This window comes from Streptomyces sp. NPDC037126, from assembly GCF_055605965.1.
This window is the reverse complement of record NZ_JBVJTD010000003.1, coordinates 107,280-123,448: the sequence shown is the minus strand read 5'-3', so window position 1 is coordinate 123,448 and position 16,169 is coordinate 107,280. Positions and strand designations below refer to the sequence as shown.

Below are 16,169 nucleotides of genomic sequence, written 5' to 3'. Positions count from 1 at the left end.
GCCAACTAGCGTACGTACCGAAAGGTCTCCAGGAAGGGCAGTCCGTTGTACGAAGGCGTGGTCCAGGACCTCATCGACGAGCTGGGGCGGCTGCCCGGCGTCGGTCCCAAGAGCGCGCAGCGGATCGCCTTCCACATCCTGCAGGCGGAGCCGACGGACGTGAAACGGCTCGCGCACGCGCTCCTGGAGGTCAAGGCGAAGGTCCGTTTCTGCGCGACCTGCGGCAACGTGGCACAGGAGGAGCTGTGCAACATCTGCCGCGATCCGCGCCGCGACCCCACGGTCATCTGTGTCGTGGAGGAGCCGAAGGACGTCGTCGCGATCGAGCGCACCCGCGAGTTCCGCGGCCGCTACCACGTGCTCGGCGGCGCGATCAGCCCGATCGAGGGTGTGGGACCCGACGACCTGCGTATACGGGAACTTCTCGCGCGGTTGGCCGACGGGACGGTCACGGAGCTGATCCTGGCCACCGATCCGAATCTCGAGGGCGAGGCGACGGCCACGTACCTCGCGCGCATGATCAAGCCCATGGGCCTGAAGGTCACCCGCCTGGCCAGCGGCCTCCCGGTGGGTGGCGACCTGGAATACGCGGACGAGGTCACCCTCGGCCGCGCCTTCGAGGGGAGACGACTCCTAGATGTCTGACGCCACGCTGCACGACACGACGCAGAACCCGGACGACTTCGTGGTCCAGATCGCGGACCAGGTGGAGAGCTTCCTGGTGGCCGTCACAGAGGTGGCGAAGGGCGACGAACCCGAATCGGCGGTCCCCTTCCTGCTCCTGGAGGTCTCCCAGCTCCTGCTGGCCGGCGGCCGTCTGGGCGCCCACGAGGACATCGTTCCGGAGGAGCGTTACGAGCCCGACCCGGGGCCCGAGGCGGACGTGGACGCGATCCGCGAGAACTTCGCGCGTCTGCTGGACCCCATCGACGTCTACTCCGAGGTCTTCGACCCCTACGAGCCGCGCCGCGCCCCCGTGCCGGCCCGTATCTCCGACGACCTGGCCGACATCATCACCGACCTGCGCCACGGCATGGTGCACTACCGTGCGGGCCGCACCACGGAGGCCCTGTGGTGGTGGCAGTTCTCCTACTTCTCCAACTGGGGTCCCACGGCGTCCGCGGTCCTGCGCGCCCTGCAGTCGGTCCTCATCCACGTCCGCCTCAACCAGCCCCTCGAGGAGCTCGACGGTCTCGACACCGACCAGCCCGCCATGGGCGACGAGACCCTGGAGTTCGAGGCGGGCCGCGTGATGGCGGAGGAGATCGGCGGCCCCCTGGGGATCCAGCAGGGCCGGTAGCCTTCGGGCCCGGCCGGCCTCAGCCGGGCCACAGCCCCCACAGGCCCTTGGTCATCGCCGTGGCGCCGCCCGCCAGGGCCAGGACGAGGACCAGGTGCCGGGCCCGGTGCTCGGGTATGCGGGCGGCGACCGCGTGGCCGGCGAGGGCGCCCGCGGTCATCGCCGAGGCGGCCAGGGCCCACTGGGGCGGGGCCAGCCGGGGCAGCCCGTTCGCCGCGAGGGAGAACGCGTTGACGACCACGCCGTAGAACTGGGCGTTGGGCACGAACTCCCGTACCGTCCAGCCCGCGTTGAGGGCGTAGAGGGACACCGGCGGGCCGCCCACGCCCGCCGCCGCGTTCATGAAGCCGCCCAGCGCCCCGGCGGTCACCGCGCCCCGGCCGCCGCGCAGGGCCGGCACCCGGGCGCCGCGCATGACGAGCAGGACGGCCGCCGTCACCAGGCCGCCCATCACCAACAGCAGTACGGGGTGCGGGAGATGGCGGGTCAGCCAGGCGCCCGCCGGTACCGTGCAGGCCGCGGCCAGGCACAGCGGGACCATCGCCGCGGGCCGCACCCGCCGCCAGCCGCCCGCCAGGCCCACGACGCTGATCGCCCCGGCCGCGCAGTTGGCGAGCACCACCCCGTCGGCGGGGCCCAGCAGCAGCACCAGCGCCGGCACGCAGACCAGGGCGAACCCCATTCCGGTCAGCCACTGGACGCAGGCACCGAGCAGCACGATCGCCGCGAGCAGTGTGTCGGTCATGGACAGGCCCCCCTGGCCGTCGGAACGTTTGAATGCCGATTCAACCGGGGTCTCTGTGACCCGGGGCACTTTCCGCGTGGTCGCCCGTGTGGTGGGCAAGAGCCCTTCCGGAAGCGAGCGGCCGATGTCTCACCATGCGGGAGCGCGATGGTGGAATTCGGACGCTCGATAGACTGAGCCGACACAAACGAACCGAGCGAGGAGCGCACGTGGGCCTTGTCGTGCAGAAGTACGGAGGCTCCTCCGTAGCCGATGCCGAGGGCATCAAGCGCGTCGCCAAGCGGATCGTGGAAGCGAAGAAGAACGGCAACCAGGTTGTCGTCGTCGTTTCCGCGATGGGCGACACGACGGACGAGCTGATCGATCTCGCCGAGCAGGTTTCTCCGATGCCTGCCGGGCGGGAATTCGACATGCTGCTGACCGCCGGGGAGCGGATCTCCATGGCCCTGCTGGCCATGGCGATCAAAAACCTGGGCCACGAGGCCCAGTCCTTCACCGGCAGCCAGGCAGGTGTGATCACCGACTCGGTCCACAACAAAGCCCGGATCATCGACGTCACGCCGGGCCGGATCCGGGAGTCGCTCGACCGGGGCAACATCGCCATCGTCGCCGGCTTCCAGGGCGTCAGCCAGGACAAGAAGGACATCACCACGCTCGGCCGCGGTGGGTCCGACACGACGGCCGTGGCCCTCGCCGCCGCCCTCGACGCCGAGGTCTGCGAGATCTACACCGACGTCGACGGCGTGTTCACCGCCGATCCGCGCGTGGTGAAGAAGGCGAAGAAGATCGACTGGATCTCCTTCGAGGACATGCTGGAGCTCGCGGCCTCCGGCTCCAAGGTGCTGCTCCACCGCTGTGTGGAGTACGCCCGCCGCTACAACATCCCGATCCACGTCCGGTCCAGCTTCAGCGGACTGCAGGGCACGTGGGTCAGCAGTGAGCCGATTGGGGACCAGAAGGTGGAGCAGGCCATCATCTCCGGTGTCGCGCACGACACCTCCGAGGCCAAGATCACGGTCGTCGGCGTCCCGGACAAGCCGGGCGAGGCCGCCGCGATCTTCCGCGCCATCGCCGACGCCGAGATCAACATCGACATGGTCGTGCAGAACGTGTCCGCCGCCTCCACGGGCCTGACGGACATCTCCTTCACGCTGCCGAAGACCGAGGGCCGCAAGGCGATCGACGCACTGGAGCGAGGCCGCTCCGGCATCGGCTTCGACTCGCTGCGCTACGACGACCAGATCGGCAAGATCTCCCTGGTCGGCGCGGGCATGAAGACCAACCCGGGCGTCACCGCCTCCTTCTTCGAGGCGCTGTCCGACGCGGGCGTGAACATCGAGCTGATCTCCACCTCCGAGATCCGCATCTCGGTCGTCACCCGCAAGGACGACGTGCCGGAGGCCGTCCGCGCCGTGCACACCGCCTTCGGGCTGGACTCCGACACGGACGAGGCCGTGGTCTACGGAGGCACCGGCCGATGACCGCGAAGCCGACGCTCGCGGTCGTGGGAGCGACCGGAGCCGTCGGTGCGGTCATGCTCCAGATCCTGTCCCAGCGCGCGGACGTCTGGGGCGAGATCCGTCTGATCGCCTCCCCGCGCTCGGCCGGCCGCAAGCTGGCCGTGCGCGGCGAGGAGGTCGAGGTGGTGGCCCTGTCGGAGGAGGCCTTCGACGGGGTCGACATCGCCATGTTCGACGTCCCGGACGCGGTCGCCGCCCAGTGGGCGCCGGTCGCCGCCGCCCGTGGCGCGGTGGTCGTCGACAACTCGGGCGCGTTCCGGATGGACCCGGACGTGCCCCTCGTGGTGCCCGAGGTCAACGCCCACGCGGTGCGCAACCGCCCGCGCGGGATCATCGCCAACCCCAACTGCACCACCCTGACCATGATCGTCGCCCTGGGCGCGCTGCACGCCGAGTTCGGCCTGCGCGAGCTGGTGGTGTCGTCGTACCAGGCGGTGAGCGGGGCCGGGCAGGCCGGTGTGGAGACGCTCAGGGCCCAGCTGTCGCTGGTCGCCGGGACCGAGCTGGGGACCGCCCCCGGTGACGTGCGGCGGGCCGTCGGGGACAGCACCGGGCCGTTCCCGGAGCCGGTCGCGCTGAACGTCGTGCCGTGGGCCGGGTCGCTGGCGGAGGACGGCTGGTCGTCGGAGGAGATGAAGGTCCGCGACGAGTCCCGCAAGATCCTCGGGCTGCCCAGGCTGCCGGTCGCCGTGACCTGTGTGCGGGTACCGGTGATCACCACGCACTCGCTGACCGTCCACGCCCGCTTCCAGGGCGAGGTCACGGTCGACGGCGCCCGCGAGATCCTCGCCACCGCGCCCGGCGTGGTGCTCTGCGACGACCCGGCCGCCGGCGAGTTCCCCACCCCGGCCGACGTCGTGGGCACCGACCCCACCTGGGTGGGCCGGGTGCGGCGGGCGCTGGACGACCCGACCGCCCTGGAACTGTTCGTGTGCGGCGACAACCTGCGCAAGGGAGCCGCGCTGAACACCGCTCAGATCGCGGAGCTGGTGGCGCAGGAGGGGACCGGGCCCGAAGGCCTCGGGTAGCCGCTTTGTAGGATCCGGGTAAGAAGTGTGGCCGGGAGCATGGTCCAAACCACTTGAATCGTTTCCCCGGGCAACAGAGGATTTTCCTCCCCGCCCTCCGCAACCGCGCGGAGTGCGGGGAGCGTCTTTGCGGTCACTCTTCGGGGCGTGGGGGCGCCGTGATCGGGCCGGGCGTCGACACGCCCGTCCATACCGGACATAGGGGAAGAGCGGGACGCATGACGGCACTTGGGGCACCACCGTCTGTCGCACATGTGACGCCCGGCACGTACAACCCTGGCGGGGGCAGACGTGTCCAACTGGCGTGGCAGAGGTACTCGAACTCACTGCGGCCCGCGGCACCGCGGCCCTCCGGCCGCCGCGTGCGGCGCTCCGGCCCCGCACGCCCGGCGGCATGCCGGTGATCGCGCCCATGCCCGCAGCGCGGCCCGCCCGCATACCCAGTCAGCGTGACGGCTCCGACGAGACCGCGGCGGCCGAGACCACCGCGGTCGCCGGGACCACCGTCGACCACCTCACCGAGACCTACCGGGCGCACTACCGCTCGCTGCTCGGTCTCGCCGCCCTCCTCCTCGACGACACCGCCTCCTGCGAGGACGTCGTCCAGGAGGCCTTCATCCGCGTCCACTCGGCCCGCAAGCGCGTCCGCGACCCCGAGAAGACCCTCGCCTACCTCAGGCAGACGGTCGTCAACCTCTCCCGCTCCACGCTGCGCCGGCGCATCCTCGGCCTGAAGCTGCTCTCCAAGCCGATGCCCGACATGGCGAGCGCGGAGGAGGGCGCCTACGACCAGCTGGAGCGCCGGGACCTCATCAAGGCGATGAAGGGCCTGCAGCGCCGCCAGCGCGAGGTCCTCGTGCTGCGCTACTTCGCCGACATGACCGAGGCCCAGGTCGCCGAGACGCTCGGCATCTCGCTGGGCTCGGTGAAGGCGTACGGCTCACGGGGCATCGCCGCGCTGCGGGTGGCCATGGAGGCGCCGGCATGAGGGACGACCTGAACCGACGAAGCATCACGAGCACGACCACACGTCACCGCACGCTGGGAACAGAACTGTGAACCACGGCCCCGACGAAAAGGGCACCGGGGGGCTCGACCAGGGCCCCGACGGGCTCGAATCGGACGAGTCGGCCCTGCGCCGGTTGCTGCACTCCACGGTCGACGACATCGAGCCGCGCACCGGCACGCTGGAGCACCTGCGCCGGGCCGTACCCGCCCGGCGGGCCCGCAAGCGGCAGGCCGCCGTCGGCATGGCCGCCGCGGCCCTGTTCCTCGGCACGGCCGTTCCCGCCCTCGTCCACGTCTCGGACTCCGGCGGCGGCACCGACCCCAACACCGCCATGGCCGGCCAGTCCTCGCAGGCCCAGGGCGGCACCGGCCCCGGAAAGGGCAAGGGCGGCGGCCCGGACGGCGGCAAGGACGCCGGCAGCAGCAGCGTCAAGCCCGGCAAGGAGCCCGGGAAGAACGACCAGAAGGGCCGCGACGGCGGCGGCGCCACCGGCTCCACCGGCGCCGACCCCTCGGCCAGCGAGACCGCGGGCGTCCCGGTGTGCACGGCCGCCCAGCTGGGCTCGGCCACCGGCAGCGCCGCGGCACCGGACTCCGCGGGCGTGGTCTACGGCAGCTTCCGCGTCATGAACGTCTCCTCCACCGCCTGCACCGTCGGCGGTCCCGGCACCATCGGCGCGAGCGCGCAGGGCGCCGCGGACCAGGCCAAGATCGTCCTCACCCGGCACACGTCCGGGGACGCGGCGACCGGCCTGCCCGACCCGTCCCTCGAGGTCTCCGGACTGGTCCTCCAGCCGGGCTCGGCCTACCAGGAGAAGTTCGCCTTCGTGCCCTCCGAGACCTGCCCCACCACGGGCGGCGGCACGACCGGCGGCACGGACGGCGGCGGCGCGACGCCCGACCCGACCCCCACCCAGGACGCGGGTGCCACCGACGGCACGACCGACACCGGCGGCTCGGCCGGCACCACCACCCAGCTGTACTCCGAGGACGGCACGGCCGACGGCAGCGTGCTGGTCACCCACACCGCCCCCACCGGCTCGCCGGCCGCGTCGGCGGTGGTGCCGGGGGAGTGCGCGGGGACCGTGTACTACACCGGGGTGCTGGCGGGGGCGTAGCGCGGCGGGGTCAGCCGCCGACGACGGTGACCGGGGAGTCCTGCTCCGGCACCAGACCCAGCTCGGCGTCCCGGGCCGCCTCCGCCTCCCGCCGCACCAGGCGGAACCACATGAACACCACGAAGCCGGCGAAGACGAACCACTCGCCCGTGTAGCCGAGGTTCTGGAACGCCTTCAGATCGAGACCGGTGCCCTCGGGCGCGGTCGCGGGCACGGCCTTCATCCCCGAGTCGGCCCGGTCCAGCGTCACCCACGCGTCGTACAGCCGGTCCGGCACCAGGTTGACCAGCGAGGCCGAGCTGATCGCCGCGGTCTGCCCGGCCGGCAGTCCGCTCTGTGCGCCGACCCCGTTGTCGCCGGGCGTCTCGGAGGCCTGCAGCGCGCCGGTGACGGTCACCTCGCCGGCGGGCGGGGCCGGTGCCTTCGCCGCGTCGGCCCGGCCCGGCAGCCAGCCCCGCACCACGGGCAGCGACTTGCCGGAGCCGGTGCGCAGCAGGGTCAGCACGTAGAAGCCGTTCCTGTCGCCCAGCTGCCGGCCGGGCACCAGCAGCTGACTGCCGTAGTGGCCGTGCGCGGTGACCCGGCGGCCCGAGGTGGCCTTGTCGACGGGCAGCATCGAGTCCAGCGGCCGTGCGGCCTCCTGCTGGTCGGACGCGGCCTGCCGGGTCGCGGCGCGGCTGTCGTGCACCCGGCCCTCGAACCGGCTCAGCTGCCAGGTCCCCATGAAGATGCAGAACGGGATGGCGAGCAGCACGAAGACGTTGATGCCCCACCAGCGGGGAGTCAGCAGAAACCGGTACACGCCCTCCACGGTACGGCGCCCCCGCCGGGGCCCCGCCCGGGGGTCAGTCCTTGACGGCCTTCAGCGAGTAGACCAGCGGGATGCGCGGGTGGTCCGCCGGGAAGCGGTGGTAGCCGTCGCGCACCTCGAAGTTCCCGAAGCGCGGGAAGAGCGACACGTCGTGCTCGTGCAGGAACTCCAGGCGCAGCCCGGTCGCGGCGAGCGCGGAGACGACGTCCCCCAGGGTGTGCTGCCACTCCACGCTGCGGTTGTGGACGGTGGCGGCGTCCGGGTCGGCGTAGGTGCCGGGCTCGTCGTACACCTGGGCGTCCCGGGAGAAGTAGTCGCGCACGATCCGGGTGCCGGTCGCGTCGTCCAGGGACTCGGTGATCGGGTGGAACTCGGCGAGGTAGAGGAAGCCGCCGGGGGCGACCAGCGAGGCCGCGGTCTCGGCCCAGCGCCGGATGTCGGGCAGCCAGCACAGGGCGCCGAGCCCGGTGTAGACGATGTCGTACGACGGCTCGGGCACCGTCCGCGCCGCGTCGTACACGTCGCCGGTGACGAAGGCCGCGCGCTCCGGACCGTGGCCGAGGCCGGCGGCGAGGGAGCGGGCCGCCTCGACGGCCGGGGCGGAGAAGTCCAGGCCGACGACGCGCGCGGCGCCGCGGTGCGCCCAGGAGAGCGTGTCGAGCCCGATGTGGCACTGCAGGTGCAGCAGGGTCCTGCCGGTGACGTCGCCGACCTCGGCCGTCTCGAAGTCCCGCAGCACGTCGCGGCGGGCGCGGAAGCCGGCGAGGTCGTAGTACTCACCGGCGAGGTGGACCGGCACCCGCTCGTCCCACAGGGCCCGGTTGTCCTCGCGCCAGCCCTCGGGGACGGACGCGGCCGCGGTCGTTGCGCTCATGATCGGAAAGTTATCCACAGGCTGCGCACACCCGCCACCCAATTGTCGCCGCGGCCAGGCAGTATGGGCGCATGACTGGGGCCATGAGTGAGAGCGGCGCGTCGCCCGCGCAGCAGACGCCGGACACGCCCGACTGGGAGAAGCGCTTCCGGGCGCCGCGGGTCTCCCTGCCCGACTGGGCGGAGGACGCGCCGGACCGTTCCCTGTTCGTGTCGAACGCGACGGGCACGTACGAGCTGTACGCCTGGGACCGTGCCACGGGCGAGCAACGGCAGGCGACACACCGGCCGAACGGCACGACGGACGGCGTGCTCTCCCCGGACGGCGCCTGGATCTGGTGGTTCGACGACAAGGACGGCGACGAGTTCGGCGTCTGGCGCCGCCAGCCCTTCACGGGCGGGCCGGACGAGCCGGGCGTCCCGGGCCTCGAACCCTCCTACCCGGCCGGCCTGGCCCTGGCCCGCGACGGCCGCACGGCGGTCGTCGGCCGCTCCACGGACGAGGACGGCACCACGATCCACCTCGCGCGCGAGGGCGCGGGCACCGTCGAGATCTACCGCCACCGCGAGTCGGCGGGCGTCGGCGACCTGTCGCACGACGGCTCCCTGATCGCCGTCGAGCACACCGAGCACGGCGACGCCATGCACTCGGCGCTGCGCGTGCTGCGCCCGGACGGCACGACCGTCGCCGAGCTGGACGACACCAAGGGCGGCACCGAGGAGCTGGGCCTGGAGGTGCTGGGCTTCGCCCCGGTCGAGGGCGACAGCCGGCTCCTCATCGGGCACCAGCGCCGGGGCCGCTGGGAGCCGCTGGTGTGGGACGTGGCCACCGGCCGGGAGACCGACCTCGCCCTCGACCTGCCCGGTGACGTCAGCGCCGAGTGGTACCCGGACGGCGCGGCCCTGCTGATCGCCCACAGCTTCGAGGCCCGCAGCGAACTGTTCCGCTACGGCCTCGCGGACGGCGAGCTGACCCGCATCCCCACCCCGCCCGGCTCGGTCTCCGGTGCCACGGCCCGGCCCGACGGCAGCGTGGAGTACCTGTGGTCGTCGGCCGCCGAGCCCCCGGCGGTGCGGTCGACCAAGGGCGGCATCGTCCTCGACCCGCCCGGCCTGGCCTGCCCGCCGTCGGTCGCGGTGGAGGACGTCTGGGTGGAGGGCCCCGGCGGCCGCGTCCACGCCCTGATCCAGAAGCCGGCGGGTGCGAGCGGCCCCCTGCCCACCGTCTTCGACCTGCACGGCGGCCCCACCTGGCACGACAGCGACTCCTTCGCCGCGGGCCCGGCCGCCTGGGTCGACCGGGGCTACGCGGTCATCCGCATCAACTACCGCGGCTCGACCGGCTACGGCCGCGCCTGGACCGACGCCCTCAAGCACCGGGTCGGCCTGATCGAGCTGGAGGACGTCGCCGCGGTCCGCGAGTGGGCGGTCTCCTCCGGCCTCGCCGACCCCGGCCGCCTCGTCCTCACCGGTGCCTCCTGGGGCGGCTACCTCACCCTGCTCGGCCTCGGCACCCAGCCCGAGGCGTGGACGGTGGGCGTCGCGGTCGTCCCGGTCGCGGACTACGTCACCGCGTACCACGACGAGATGGAGGCCCTGAAGGCCATGGACCGCACGCTCCTCGGCGGCACCCCGGAGGAGGTCCCGGAGCGCTTCGAGGCGTCCTCCCCGCTCACCTACGTCGACCGCGTCAAGGCCCCGGTCTACATCTCGGCGGGCGTCAACGACCCGCGCTGTCCCATCCGCCAGATCGACAACTACGTCAAGCGCCTGGAGGCCCGCGGCGCCGTCCACGAGGTGTACCGGTACGACGCGGGACACGGCTCGCTGGTGGTGGACGAGCGGATCAAGCAGGTGAGACTGGAGATGGACTTCGCGGCGAGGCATCTGGGCGCCTCCTGAGCGAAGGGCTCAGCGCAGCTCCGCGAGCCCCCGGCGAGTCGCGGCGACCACCACCCGGTCGCCCTTCTCCAGCACATGACCGGGAGGCGTGTCGGTCCGGCCCGCCAGCGCCAGCACCCGCCAGGAACCGGCCCGGAACGCCTCCCGCACCGTCCGGCCCTCCAGCTGGGGGTGCCCGCCCACGTCGACGGCGGCGAACAGCAGCACCCTGCGCTCCACCGGAATCGCCCCCAGCACCTGCCGCCCGAGCATCGCGCCGGCGAACGCGGGCGCGGCCAGATGGGTGACGCTCCGGCTGCGGGTCAGCGCCTGCGGGTACGCGGCCCGCAGGGTGCGGTACACGGCGGTGGCGAAGTCGTCGTCGTACAGCCGCAGTACGACCCGCAGATCGGGCCGTACGGACCGCGCGTACAGCACGGCCTCCAGATTGGTGGTGTCGGCGCTGGTCACCGCGAGCAGCGCCTGCGCCCGGTGGATCTTGGCGGACTCCAGGACGCCTTCCTGGGTGACGTCCCCGAGCACCACCGGCACCCGCAGCCGCCGCGCGGTCGCGAGCCCCCGGGCCTCAGGGTCGGACTCGACGCACACCACGGGCACGTTCAGCTCCCGCAGCCGGGTCAGCACCCGGGTGCCGATCTTGCCGAGCCCGAGCAGCACCACGTGCCCGCCCAGTCCGCGCGGCGGCTTGCGCAGCGTGGAGGCGGTGCGGAAGGTGCCCAGCGCCTCCAGGACGGCGGCCAGCAGGACCGGCAGCAGCAGCAGGCCGACCAGGCCGGACAGCAGTTGGAGCAGCTGGCGGCCGAGCGGTGCGCCGAGGGCCGGGTCGTCGATCGCGAACATGTCGAGCAGCGTGAGGTAGAAGGCCCGCAGCGGATGGATCCGCGGGGTCACCGCCCACAGCGCGACGGCGAGCGCGACCACACAGCCCACCAGCCCGGCCAGCGACCAGCGCAGCCGCCGGGAGAACAGCGAGGCGAGCGGCGGTACCCCGCCCACCCCCCGGCCGGGCGCGGCCGACTCCGTCCCGCCCGCGGACGACACCTGCTCCAGCACCACGGCCGTGCGCCCGCCGGCCCGCCGCACCTCCTCGTCGTCCGGCAGCAGCCGCGGCTCCTGCTCCCCGGCGCCGTCCGGGCCGGCCGGATCGCCGCCCGACAGCAGGGCCAGGGTGTACAGACCCGAACCGGCGGACTGCCCGTCGCCGGGCAGCGGGCGTTCCACGGCGCGCAGCAGCAGCCCCTCGGTCTGCACGACCTTGCTGGTGCCGGCGACCGCGGTGGCGGCCAGGGCGGGCGCGGCGGTGTCCGCGTCGGACAGCACGGTGGTGGACGCCTCGGTGCCCCCGTCGCCGTCCCCGTACGCCAACGCGGCCGCCTGGTCGAGGAGTTCCTCGATGTGCTGGCCCAACCGCCGGTTGTAGAGCCGCAGGACGAGCCTCAGCCGGGGGTTGAGCCGGCGGGCGGTCAGCGCGGCACGGATGTTGGTCTCGTCGTCGTCGTGGACGAGGGCGAGCGCGGCGGCCCGTTCCACCCCGGCCTCCGCGAGGACGGCCTCGGTCAGCGCGACGGCCTCCAGCACCCGGTCGCCGCCGCCGTTGCCCGCCGTCGCCGGTGCGGGCGGGGCCGGTGCGGCGCCCCGGCCGACCGCGGCGCTGACCATCCGGTCGAGCAGCGCCGCCGACGCGGCCCGGGCCCGCCCGACCACCGGGGGCCCGGCCATGCGTTCGGTCGGCGGCACCACGAGGGTGACGTGCTCGCCGTAGACCCCGCGCAGTTCGGCGGCCAGCCGGTGCGCCAGCCCGTCGTCCCCGCAGACCACCATGTGCGGGCCGCCCGGCCCTCCTTGATACGGAACGCTCACCACGAGGGAAAAGACTGCCCCAAGGGGAGGAGTGGTTCCAGCAACGGGATGAACGCTCGTGGGACCGGCGGCGTACTGAGGGGGAGGCAGCCCACCAGCCGGAGGTACCCGTTCGTGGCCATCACCGAAGACGCCCCGCCCGGCACCGGCGCGCGGGCGCCGGAACACCCTTCGGGGCCCCGGCAGGAGGGCCGGCGGCTCAGCTCCCCGCTGGTGCTGACCCTGGCGCTCGTGCTGGCGGTGCTCGCCCAGTCCCGGATCCGGGGCGCCCTCGGCACCCCGCTGATGCAGAGCTGGATGACGGTGTTCGTGGCGGTGACCGTCCAGGCGCTGCCGTTCCTGGTGCTCGGCGTGCTGCTCTCGGCGGCGATCGCGGTGTTCGTGCCGCCGTCCTTCTTCGCGCGCGCCCTCCCGCGCCACCCGGCTCTCGCGGTGCCCGTGGCCGGTGTCGCGGGCGCGGTGCTGCCAGGCTGCGAGTGCGCCTCGGTGCCGGTGGCGGGCGCCCTGGTCCGCCGGGGCGTGACCCCGGCCGCCGCCCTCGCCTTCCTGCTCTCCGCGCCCGCGATCAACCCGATCGTGCTCACCGCCACCGCCGTCGCCTTCCCGCGCGACCCGGAGATGGTGGTGGGCCGGTTCCTGGCGAGCCTGCTGGTGGCGTGCGCGATGGGCTGGCTGTGGCAGCGCGTGGGCCGCACGGACTGGCTGCGGCCGCCGGCCCACGGCGCGCACGAGGGCGAGACCAGGGGTGAGACGTTCTGGAACTCGGTGCGGCACGACACCATGCACGCCGGGGGCTTCCTCGTGCTGGGCGCGATGGCCGCGGCCACGCTGAAGGCGGCGACCCCGGCGGTGTGGCTGCGCACGGCCGCGGGCAACCCGCTGGTCGCCGTGCTCGCCCTCGCCGTCCTGGCGGTGCTGCTGTCCATCTGCTCGGAGGCGGACGCGTTCGTCGCGGCCTCCCTCACCCAGTTCTCGATGACGGCCAAGCTGGTGTTCCTGGTGGTGGGCCCGATGATCGACCTCAAGCTGTTCGCGATGCAGGCCGGCACCTTCGGCCGCGGTTTCGCGCTCCGCTTCGCGCCCGCCACGTTCGTACTGGCCGTCACGGGCGCGGTCGTCACGGGGACGGTGCTGCTGTGAACCGCCAGGCCCAGGCCGCCGTCATGTTCCTGCTCGGTGCCGCCCTGCTGCACGCGGGCAGCACCGGGCTGTACCTGCGCTACGTGAAGGCGGGGCTGCAGCCGCTGCTGCTGGCGTCGGGCGCGGTGCTGATCGTGGCGGCGCTGGCGACGGCCTGGTACGAACGCCGGCGCGGGCGCCGCCCGGAGCAGGGGCACTCCCACCCCGAACCCCGCATCTCCTGGCTGCTGCTGCTCCCCCTGCTCGCCCTCATCCTGATCGCCCCGCCGGCGCTCGGCTCCTACAGCGCCCTGCGCGCCGGTACGGCCCTGCAGAAGCCGTACGCCCTGGGCCCGGTGCCCGCCGGCGACCCGGTCCCGCTCTCCGTCGTCGACTACGCCTCCCGCGCGGCCTACGACCACGGCCGTTCCCTGCACGGCCGCCCGGTCCGGGTCACCGGCTTCCTCGCCCTGGACCACTCGGGCGCGCCCTACCTGGTCCGCATGGCCCTCAACTGCTGCGCGGCGGACGCCCAGCCGGTGAAGATCGCGCTCACCGGCCAGCTGCCGCCGGTCCTGCGCCCGGACGCCTGGCTGGAGATCACGGGCACCTACGTCCCCCGGCTCACCCACGACCCCGTCAACAACGGCCCCGTCCCCTATCTGAAGGTCACGTCCGCCACGCCGGTCCCGGTCCCGCACGACCCGTACGACGAGACCTGGAACAACTGACGCCCGGGGCCGCTCAGCGCTCCGCGGCGGCCGACTCGAAGTCGAACCGGTCGAGGTCGGCGAGCCAGGCGCGCGCGTTGCCGTCCGAGGGGGCGCGCCAGTCGCCGCGGGGGGAGAGGGAGCCGCCGGCCGAGACCTTGGGGCCGTTCGGCATGGCCGAGCGCTTGAACTGGGCGAACGCGAAGAAGCGGCGACAGAAGACCTCCAGCCAGTGCCGGATCTCCGTGAGGTCGTACGCCACCCGCTTGGCCTCGGGGAAGCCGGGCGGCCAGGCGCCGGCGTCCGCGTCGTGCCAGGCGTGCCAGGCCAGGAAGGCGGTCTTGGAGGGCCGGAAGCCGTAGCGCAGCACGTGGAAGAGGGTGAAGTCGTGCAGCGCGTACGGGCCGATCTTGGACTCGGTGGACTGCATCTCCTCGCCCGGCACCAGCTCGGGGCTGATCTCGGTGTCGAGGATCGCGGCCAGGATCCGGCCGGTCTCCTCGTCGAACTGGCCGCTGCTGATGACCCAGCGGATCAGGTGCTGGATCAGCGTCTTGGGCACGCCGGAGTTGACGTTGTAGTGGCTCATCTGGTCGCCGACGCCGTACGTGGACCAGCCGAGCGCCAGCTCGGAGAGGTCGCCGGTGCCCAGCACGATGCCGCCGCGCTGGTTGGCCAGCCGGAACAGGTAGTCGGTGCGCAGGCCGGCCTGCACGTTCTCGAAGGTGACGTCGTACACCGGCTCGCCGGAGGCGAACGGGTGGCCCATCTCCTGGAGCATCAGCCGCGCGGTCGGCGTGATGTCCAGTTCGGCGGCGGTGACGCCGAGCGCCCGCATCAGCCGGTGGGCGTTGTCCTTGGTGTGGTCGCTGGTGGCGAAGCCGGGCAGGGTGAAGGCCAGGATGTCGCTGCGCGGGCGGCCCGCCCGGTCCATCGCCCGGGCGGCGACGATCAGCGCGTGCGTGGAGTCCAGGCCGCCGGAGACGCCGATGACCACCTTGGGGCCGCCGATCGCCGCGAGCCGCTGCTGGAGTCCGGCGACCTGGATGTTGTAGGCCTCGTAGCAGTCCAGGGCCAGGCGGTCGGGGTCGGCGGGCACGAACGGGAAGCGCTCGACGCGGCGCCTGAGCCCGAGGTCCGTGGCCGGCGGGTCGAGGCGGAAGGAGACCGTCCGCAGGTCGGCGGTGCGGGCTGCGTGGGTGCGCCGGTTGTCGTCGAAGGTGCCCATCCGCTGCCGCTCCTGGCGCAGCAGGTCGAGGTCGACGTCGGCCACCGCGAACTGCTCGCCGAGCGGGAAGCGGTCGGACTCGGCCAGCAGCGCCCCGTTCTCGTAGATCATGGTCTGGCCGTCCCAGGACAGGTCGGTGGTCGACTCGCCGAGGCCGGCCGCCGCGTAGACGTAGGCGGCGAGGCAGCGCGAGGACGCCGAGCGGCACAGCAGCCTGCGGTCCTCGGCCCGGCCGACCGTGATGGGGCTGCCGGAGAGGTTGGCGAGGACGGTCGCGCCGGCCAGGGCCGCCTCGGCGCTCGGCGGCACCGGCACCCACATGTCCTCGCAGATCTCCGCGTGCAGCACCAGGCCGGGGACGTCGTCCGCCGCGAACAGCAGGTCCACGCCGAACGGCACGGGCTCGCCGCCGACCAGGATCGTCCCGCCGCGCTCGTCGTCGCCCGGGGCGATCTGCCGGCGCTCGTAGAACTCCCGGTAGTTCGGCGGGTACGACTTGGGTGCCACGCCGAGGATCCGGCCGCGGTGGACGACCACGGCGCAGTTGTAGATCCGGTTGCGGTGGCGCAGCGGGGCGCCCACGACCAGCACCGGCAGCAGGTCCGCCGTCCCGGCCACCACCTCGGCGAGCGCCGACTCGACCGCGTCGAGCAGCGGGTCCTGCAGCAGCAGGTCCTCGATCGAGTAGCCGCACAGCACCATCTCGGGGAAGACGGCGACGGCGACGCCCTCCTCGGCGCAGCGCCGTGCCTGGCGCAGGACCGCCCCGGCGTTGGCGTGCGGGTCGGCGATGACGGTGTGGCCCGTGCACGCGGCGACGCGTGCGAAGCCATGCTGATAGATCGACCAGAAGTTCAACGGGACTTCCCTCACCACGCCACGGACCCCACAGACGAAACGAATGTCCTACGGGAAGAGCCTAGATCTTCTCCGGCGGGGGCCGCCGG

General features: G+C 73.2%; 14 protein-coding genes. 9 read left to right on the top strand and 5 right to left on the bottom strand.

Annotated elements, in window-relative coordinates; translation table 11 throughout:
• The first annotated feature begins 45 nt into the window (after positions 1 to 45).
• Together recR and ACZ7FF_RS09195 are read left to right on the top strand one after the other, a co-directional pair.
• Positions 46 to 645, top strand: a complete 600-nt coding sequence (gene recR / locus ACZ7FF_RS09200) for a recombination mediator RecR (RefSeq protein ID WP_470810756.1) — start codon at positions 46 to 48, stop codon at positions 643 to 645.
• Positions 638 to 1,300: a DUF5063 domain-containing protein gene (locus ACZ7FF_RS09195; protein WP_470810754.1), complete on the top strand. Its 663-nt coding sequence runs from the start codon at positions 638 to 640 to the stop codon at positions 1,298 to 1,300. Before recR ends, ACZ7FF_RS09195 begins: the two co-directional genes overlap by 8 nt.
• A 19-nt stretch (positions 1,301 to 1,319) precedes the next feature.
• Here the strand turns inward: ACZ7FF_RS09195 and ACZ7FF_RS09190 are convergent, their stop codons facing one another.
• Positions 1,320 to 2,045, bottom strand: coding sequence for a sulfite exporter TauE/SafE family protein (locus ACZ7FF_RS09190; protein WP_470810753.1), 726 nt, complete (start codon positions 2,043 to 2,045; stop codon positions 1,320 to 1,322).
• 209 nt (positions 2,046 to 2,254) lie between these two features.
• Between ACZ7FF_RS09190 and ACZ7FF_RS09185 the strand changes: the two genes are divergently transcribed.
• The 4 genes from ACZ7FF_RS09185 (at position 2,255) to ACZ7FF_RS09170 (ending at position 6,719) form a co-directional block, all read left to right on the top strand.
• The gene (locus ACZ7FF_RS09185; RefSeq protein WP_470810752.1) at positions 2,255 to 3,526 is read left to right on the top strand and encodes an aspartate kinase; all 1,272 of its coding nucleotides are present in this window, start codon (positions 2,255 to 2,257) and stop codon (positions 3,524 to 3,526) included.
• Positions 3,523 to 4,593, top strand: a complete 1,071-nt coding sequence (locus tag ACZ7FF_RS09180) for an aspartate-semialdehyde dehydrogenase (protein ID WP_470810751.1) — start codon at positions 3,523 to 3,525, stop codon at positions 4,591 to 4,593. Before ACZ7FF_RS09185 ends, ACZ7FF_RS09180 begins: the two co-directional genes overlap by 4 nt.
• Positions 4,594 to 4,897: 304 nt before the next feature.
• Positions 4,898 to 5,581: a SigE family RNA polymerase sigma factor gene (locus ACZ7FF_RS09175; protein WP_470810750.1), complete on the top strand. Its 684-nt coding sequence runs from the start codon at positions 4,898 to 4,900 to the stop codon at positions 5,579 to 5,581.
• Between the two features lie 67 nt (positions 5,582 to 5,648).
• Entirely contained in the window at positions 5,649 to 6,719 is a 1,071-nt protein-coding gene (locus ACZ7FF_RS09170; protein WP_470810749.1) for a hypothetical protein, read from the top strand.
• Positions 6,720 to 6,729: 10 nt separating this feature from the next.
• On the opposite strand, the gene ACZ7FF_RS09165 is transcribed toward ACZ7FF_RS09170, so the two are convergent.
• Together ACZ7FF_RS09165 and ACZ7FF_RS09160 are read right to left on the bottom strand one after the other, a co-directional pair.
• Positions 6,730 to 7,521 (bottom strand): SURF1 family protein, encoded by a 792-nt coding sequence (locus ACZ7FF_RS09165; RefSeq protein ID WP_470810747.1) that lies wholly within the window; start codon positions 7,519 to 7,521, stop codon positions 6,730 to 6,732.
• A gap of 43 nt (positions 7,522 to 7,564) precedes the next feature.
• A complete protein-coding gene (locus ACZ7FF_RS09160; protein ID WP_470810746.1) occupies positions 7,565 to 8,404 on the bottom strand; it encodes a class I SAM-dependent methyltransferase in 840 nt (279 codons plus the stop codon).
• A gap of 83 nt (positions 8,405 to 8,487) precedes the next feature.
• Here ACZ7FF_RS09160 and ACZ7FF_RS09155 point away from each other — a divergent pair, with 83 nt between their 5' ends.
• Complete coding sequence (locus tag ACZ7FF_RS09155; protein ID WP_470810745.1) at positions 8,488 to 10,305, top strand: S9 family peptidase; 1,818 nt, start codon at positions 8,488 to 8,490, stop codon at positions 10,303 to 10,305.
• A gap of 9 nt (positions 10,306 to 10,314) precedes the next feature.
• Here the strand turns inward: ACZ7FF_RS09155 and ACZ7FF_RS09150 are convergent, their stop codons facing one another.
• The gene (locus ACZ7FF_RS09150) at positions 10,315 to 12,126 is read right to left on the bottom strand and encodes a potassium channel family protein (RefSeq protein ID WP_470811432.1); all 1,812 of its coding nucleotides are present in this window, start codon (positions 12,124 to 12,126) and stop codon (positions 10,315 to 10,317) included.
• Between the two features lie 153 nt (positions 12,127 to 12,279).
• On the opposite strand from ACZ7FF_RS09150, the gene ACZ7FF_RS09145 reads away from it, so the two are divergent.
• Together ACZ7FF_RS09145 and ACZ7FF_RS09140 are read left to right on the top strand one after the other, a co-directional pair.
• Complete coding sequence (locus ACZ7FF_RS09145) at positions 12,280 to 13,305, top strand: permease (protein ID WP_470810744.1); 1,026 nt, start codon at positions 12,280 to 12,282, stop codon at positions 13,303 to 13,305.
• On the top strand, positions 13,302 to 14,015 hold the full coding sequence (locus tag ACZ7FF_RS09140; RefSeq protein ID WP_470810743.1) for a TIGR03943 family putative permease subunit: 714 nt from the start codon (positions 13,302 to 13,304) through the stop codon (positions 14,013 to 14,015). Before ACZ7FF_RS09145 ends, ACZ7FF_RS09140 begins: the two co-directional genes overlap by 4 nt.
• Before the next feature lie 13 nt (positions 14,016 to 14,028).
• On the opposite strand, the gene ACZ7FF_RS09135 is transcribed toward ACZ7FF_RS09140, so the two are convergent.
• Complete coding sequence (locus ACZ7FF_RS09135; protein ID WP_470810742.1) at positions 14,029 to 16,080, bottom strand: NAD(+) synthase; 2,052 nt, start codon at positions 16,078 to 16,080, stop codon at positions 14,029 to 14,031.
• Positions 16,081 to 16,169: the final 89 nt, after the last annotated feature.